At 28.3% G+C, this 5,713-nt stretch carries 7 protein-coding genes; 3 read left to right on the top strand and 4 right to left on the bottom strand.

The window, feature by feature from the left end:
• Positions 1-118 precede the first annotated feature (118 nt).
• The 4 genes from JCM14822_RS17695 to JCM14822_RS17680 form a co-directional block, all read right to left on the bottom strand.
• A complete protein-coding gene (locus JCM14822_RS17695) occupies positions 119-448 on the bottom strand; it encodes an SdpI family protein (RefSeq protein WP_054743903.1) in 330 nt (109 codons plus the stop codon).
• A 26-nt stretch (positions 449-474) separates the two neighbouring features.
• A complete protein-coding gene (locus JCM14822_RS17690) occupies positions 475-1,539 on the bottom strand; it encodes an ATP-binding cassette domain-containing protein (protein WP_304502438.1) in 1,065 nt (354 codons plus the stop codon).
• On the bottom strand, positions 1,536-2,075 hold the full coding sequence (locus JCM14822_RS25270; RefSeq protein WP_408606222.1) for an ABC transporter transmembrane domain-containing protein: 540 nt from the start codon (positions 2,073-2,075) through the stop codon (positions 1,536-1,538). Before JCM14822_RS25270 ends, JCM14822_RS17690 begins: the two co-directional genes overlap by 4 nt.
• 78 nt (positions 2,076-2,153) lie before the next feature.
• Positions 2,154-2,375, bottom strand: a complete 222-nt coding sequence (locus JCM14822_RS17680; RefSeq protein WP_054743897.1) for a hypothetical protein — start codon at positions 2,373-2,375, stop codon at positions 2,154-2,156.
• A gap of 128 nt (positions 2,376-2,503) precedes the next feature.
• Between JCM14822_RS17680 and JCM14822_RS17675 the strand changes: the two genes are divergently transcribed.
• The 3 genes from JCM14822_RS17675 (at position 2,504) to JCM14822_RS17665 (ending at position 5,439) form a co-directional block, all read left to right on the top strand.
• Entirely contained in the window at positions 2,504-2,791 is a 288-nt protein-coding gene (locus JCM14822_RS17675) for a hypothetical protein (RefSeq protein WP_054743895.1), read from the top strand.
• Positions 2,758-4,788, top strand: a complete 2,031-nt coding sequence (locus JCM14822_RS17670) for a S8 family serine peptidase (protein WP_306307386.1) — start codon at positions 2,758-2,760, stop codon at positions 4,786-4,788. The genes JCM14822_RS17675 and JCM14822_RS17670 overlap by 34 nt, the downstream gene beginning before the upstream one ends.
• 297 nt (positions 4,789-5,085) lie before the next feature.
• Entirely contained in the window at positions 5,086-5,439 is a 354-nt protein-coding gene (locus JCM14822_RS17665; RefSeq protein ID WP_054743891.1) for a hypothetical protein, read from the top strand.
• Positions 5,440-5,713 lie beyond the last annotated feature (274 nt).

The following is a 5,713-nucleotide window of genomic DNA, read 5'->3' as shown; positions in this document are numbered from 1 at the left end:
ATCAAATTTTACTGGCTGAACTGAATGACGCCATTTTTTGAACTTTTTAATAAAAATCAAAAATTTTATCCACAGAAGGCAACTTTTGAATTGTGAAATATCCTCAACTTCTTATTTACTAATTATTTATTAAACTTTTCTCCACTTTTATAAATGAATTTACTAAAGCAGTTAATCCTATTAGAGAACAGATTAATTGACTATTATCTCTAATAAACGCCAATGGTAAAATACTAACTATTAAGCAACCGATTAAAGCTCTTATTCCATATTTTATAAAAACACCTGGTGCTATAATCTGCGCATAAGTCCATGCTTGTTTAGAAGCTCTTGCCCTTGGTGTGCTATAGCCTCCGGAAGCATTTCCTTTATATTCATAGGAACATTTTTTTATCACTAAAGCTACCAAAATCATTACAACTGGATAAATACAATTTACTATAGCCATTCTCTTTCCTCCTTTTCTTAATATCACTATACAATTATTCCCTTTGCTAACTCAATTACTTCATCAGCAATGTCATAAATCATTTCATCATGTGAAATAATAATAATGATTTTATCCAACTTAATATGTTTTATATATTCTAGAAACTTAATTTTACTTTGATAATCCATAGCTGATGTAGGCTCATCTAAAATAAGCACCTCTGAATTCTTTAAAATAGCTCTTAATAATGATACCTTTTGTTTTTCTCCTCCAGATATATTACTTGAACTATCATTAAAAATTATTTCCTCTTTTTTCAAAGAGTGTATGTATTCATCTATTCCCAAAACAGATAAATAATATTCTATGTCATCAACTTTTTGGGCATGATTTAGATATATATTATTCTCCAATGTATCATTCATAAGTATAGGTTCTTGCTCTGTAACTGCAATATTATTTTGCCTAGCTTGTTTCATATCTATTGATTTAATATTTATTCCATTATAGAAAATTTCACCGTCGTAACTTTTTATATACATTCCAATAACTAAATCAATTAAAGTACTCTTTCCTGCCCCATTACCACCTTTAATAAAATATATATTACCTTTATTAAAAGTTAAATTAATATTCTTTACTATATATTCACTACTATACTTAAATGATAAATCTTTCACTTCTATGCTACTAATTTCATCTAAAATATAATTTCCTTGTTCTTCATCAACTATTTTTAAAATTTCTTCTATTCTCTTATATGACACTAAATTATCTTGGTAACTTTTTCCTAAATTCAAAAAAAACCTAGAACTATCCAATATCTTACTAAGATAGTTAATAATAATAGTAAATGCACCTATGGACAATTTACCATTAATAATTTCAATACCACCCAATACATATATAATAACTTGTGCAATGCTCATAATAATGCTATCACAACTAGAAAATAAATAATTTATTCTTTGTTGTAAAACTGCCCGACTCAACAATTTCTTGAAATTTTCTACTAATCTATTATTAAAAACTTTATAAGCTGAGTGAATCTTTATAAACTTTATATACATTAACTGATCATTTAAACTAGAAAAAACATAGCTTGTTATTCTTTGAATTTTCTAAAAACTTTATACATTGGCTTTTTAAATAGATTATACAGTAATACATAGACATAACTTAAAACTATAGTTATAAGTAGTATCTTACTACTTATATTTTTCAAATAAATAATAGCATATATTAGTATCATTACATTAGTAATAATATTAATTGCTAAACTTACAAAAAACATACTTAAACTATTACAATCACTATTTATCCTTTGCGTCAAATAAACTGGATTCTGATCATTTACGTTGAGCAATGAACTATTCTGTAAGTGTTTTATTACATTTAGATTCATATCAAATGCAACTTTAGTTTGTAAAATAGTATATAAATAACTACTAATAAATCCTATTAAGATGTTTACAATATTTAATATTGCAAATGCCACACAAAATTTCCATAAAAAATATTTATCTTTGCTTATAGTTAAATTGTCAATAAACATTCCGTTTAATAGTGGAAATACCAAATTGATTCCACTAGAAACCATATTTATTAATATATAGATATAAAATAAGATTCTATACTTAACCATATATTGTCTACAAAATTTATATACATTCATATTATTCATCCTTGCTTATGCCTAGTTCCATATATATAAACATATATATTACTTTACACTATTCTGTATAAAGTTTAATACTTGTTTTTCTACTACACCCTTAGTTTTATAACATCCCTTAGCTGTATATGTTTTCTCATTACTATAACTAATTGATGCACATCCTCCACCATCTACTATACATGCATTAATTGAACAGCTTCCTTGTGTAGAAATTTCAGTATTAGTATTAGTATTAGTGTTATACATATTACCTAAATAATCATTCATATTTAATTCTCCTAAAGATATATTTATAAGCGCTTATATTATTATATTATTTTGTCTTTTAATTAAATTCAATATTTTTTGAAAATTCATGCTATTATATAATTATCACTTATTTTAGAAGGTCTTTTATGAATAAACAAAACATATTAATACTTCTTTGTTTGCTACTTATTACTAATCAACTCACTGTATATGCTTCAATTTTACCACCAACCGTTCAGCAAAATACTTTTTACTTAGTGGATAATCAGACATTAAATGATTCTCCCACCTCTGTAACAACTACATCTGAAAGTATCTCTGTTATCATAGAACTTGAAGATTCGCCTTTATTGGAATATGATTTTGTTCAAGAAGATACACTTGTATCATTTCTTAATTCATCTCTAGAAAAAAACTATCTTCTAAAATTTTAGCTAATCAAGAACAAATTCAAGAACAAATTATTAATACCATAAATTCTAATGCAACCTTTGAATATTCATACAAAAATCTTTTAAATGGATTTTCTGCTACTATTAATAAAGATGACATTGAAAAAATTCGCTGTTTAAAAGGAGTTAAAAACATTTATCCTTCTACTTCATATCAACTTTCTCAAACGTCTATTCAAGAATCTTCGAACCAAAATAGCTCACTATTATCTCAGTTTTCCGAAGGTAATTTCCCATATAAAGGAGAAGGGACTGTTATCGCTCTTTTAGATTCAGATTTAGACACAGAACACGAATTAATGACACTTAATGATACTAGTTTATGTGCCTTATCTAAATCAGATGTACTTAATAAACTACCTTCTCTTTCGATTAATTCCCAAAATATACTAGTTGATGACGTATATAAAAGTTCTAAAATTCCATTTGCCTATGATTATGCTAACCTCGATTCTAATACGCATTCCAATTATACTCATGGTACACATGTTGCTGGTATTTTAGCTGCTAATAAATCTGGAAACCCAACTAAATTTGATGGCATCGCACCAGAGGCACAATTAATAGCCTTTAAGATTTTTGACGATACTGGACGTGGTAATGATATAACTCTATGTGCTGCACTAGAAGATGCTATCACGCTTAATGCTGATGTAATTAATATAAGTAGTGGTTTAGATGCCGGATTTAGTAATTCGCCTTATATTGATTATACTACTATTTTTAATAGAGCTTCCGATGCAGGCATTAGCATTATATGTTCTTCCGGAAATATTAATCGTACAGGTATATCAAGCTATTACCATTATCAAAATAATATAGTAGCCCCTTTAACAACAAATCCTGATTATGGACTTGCTAGTAGCCCTGCCATTATACCAACTGCCATTGCTGTAGCTAGTTCATCTGATGCACAAACACCTAGCAATTTTTCATCTTGGGGGGTAACTAGTGACTTATCTATAAAGCCTGAAATTTCTGCCCCAGGCGAAAATATTTACTCTACCTTGCCTAACAATACCTATGGCACATATACTGGAACTTCTATGGCTACTCCATATATTACTGGATGTTCTGACTTATTAGCCCAATACCTAAATCATACAAATACTTTTGAAGGTTATTCTTTTACAAAAAGTAAACTCATTAAAACCTTATTAATGAATACAGCTAAACCTCTAATTGATAGTACAACTTCTTTACCTTACTCTCCACGTAAGCAAGGTGCTGGCCTTGTCAACCTTTTGGGTGCCTCAAATGTAAAAGTTTTAGTTTATAATTCTCAAAATTATGAACCCAAAGTCGATTTAGGATATCAATTAAATTCTTCTTTCAGCTTCAATGTAATACTACAAAATTTTTCGGACATCTCCACTACCTTCTATGTTACTTCAAGTATATTTACTGATAATTATTCTAATTATGGATCCTCTAATCTTCCAAACTTTATTACTGATCATGCTTATCCTCTTTCTAATGCCAAGATTCAACTTAACGATAGTGTCAAAAATATTAATTGTACCACCCCAAGTTCTTTAAATATTATTTCATCAACTACACCTGAATCAATTACTGTAGATGCTAATTCATCCTTAAACATATGTGTCAAGGTTTCTCTTCCCATTTCAGATATTGATCAACTAGAACAAGTTTTCACTAATGGCTTTTTTATCGATGGATACTTAACATTTTATTCTACTGAACATACTACTCTAAATATTCCTTATGTTGGTTTTTATGGAAATTGGAAAGATGCACCTATTTTTGATCATTACATTTATGATTCTGGATATTACTATGCTAATCAATTAGCTAGCACTTCTATCATTGAAAATAATGCATCTGTAACCACTATATTGGGAACTAATCCCTATAGAAATGACTATTACTTTGATTCTAAGCTCATTGCAATTTCTCCAAATAATGACCATAATGGTGATAAAATTAATTTAATGATAGACTTCTCGTACCTTACGTAGACAAGTAACTACTGTAAATAACGAAGTAGTAGTTGATGATACTTTATCTCCTACTCGTAAAACATATTTTAATAACACATTATCCACATCATTTATACCTTGTTTTGAACAAGAACTACCTGATGGACAATACACTTATACTTTATTCGCTACTATTGATGAACCTAACACGCCTGAGCAATCATTAACTTTACCATTTGTTGTTGATACACAATCCCCTAAATTATTAAATAGCCAACTCACAATAGATAACAACAAAAAATTCTTACAATTTCTGCTGAAGATAATCACTATATTATGCTTCTATACTTATACAATGATAATTATGATTATATAAATGCTTTTGCTGTACCCACAGCAGAATCTACTTCTTTAACTACAAGAAGCTTTGATGTCAGTAACTGTACTTCAGATTACATTTATGTAGATATAGTTGATTATGCAATGAATCGATCAACAACTAAAATTGATTTGACTAAATATACTCCAATAAAAACAAATTCTACTGATACAAATTCACTCAAATCTTCTAGAACCCATAGTTCTAGTAACACTGCCCCTAATACACCTTATGAAAAACAAATTAATTCATCTATTTTCTTACATTTAAAAGATGGCACTTCCGATATACTAAATGAGATAATTTCATAATTTTTATCCCTTGATTTTACAATGTTTATATTGCATATAAAAAACAGCCTACCCCGATCAATGTCATTTAGTTAAGACATTGAACTTAGAATACTTCTTAAATACCCAAGTACTTAAACCGCTACTTGGGTATTTTTTATGTAAAAAAGCTTGACAAAATCTATAAAATTTGCGGCGAAGCCCCTTGATGATATACAACTTCAAGGAGGCATATTAATGACTAGCTACGCAACACAAATTAAAGAAAATTTACTAGGGATTATTGAACAAATGA

The organism is Cellulosilyticum ruminicola JCM 14822 (assembly GCF_001311925.1).
GTDB lineage: Bacteria > Bacillota > Clostridia > Lachnospirales > Cellulosilyticaceae > Cellulosilyticum > Cellulosilyticum ruminicola.
The sequence above is the reverse complement of the archived record's forward strand: the minus strand, read 5'-3'. Positions and strand labels throughout refer to the sequence as shown.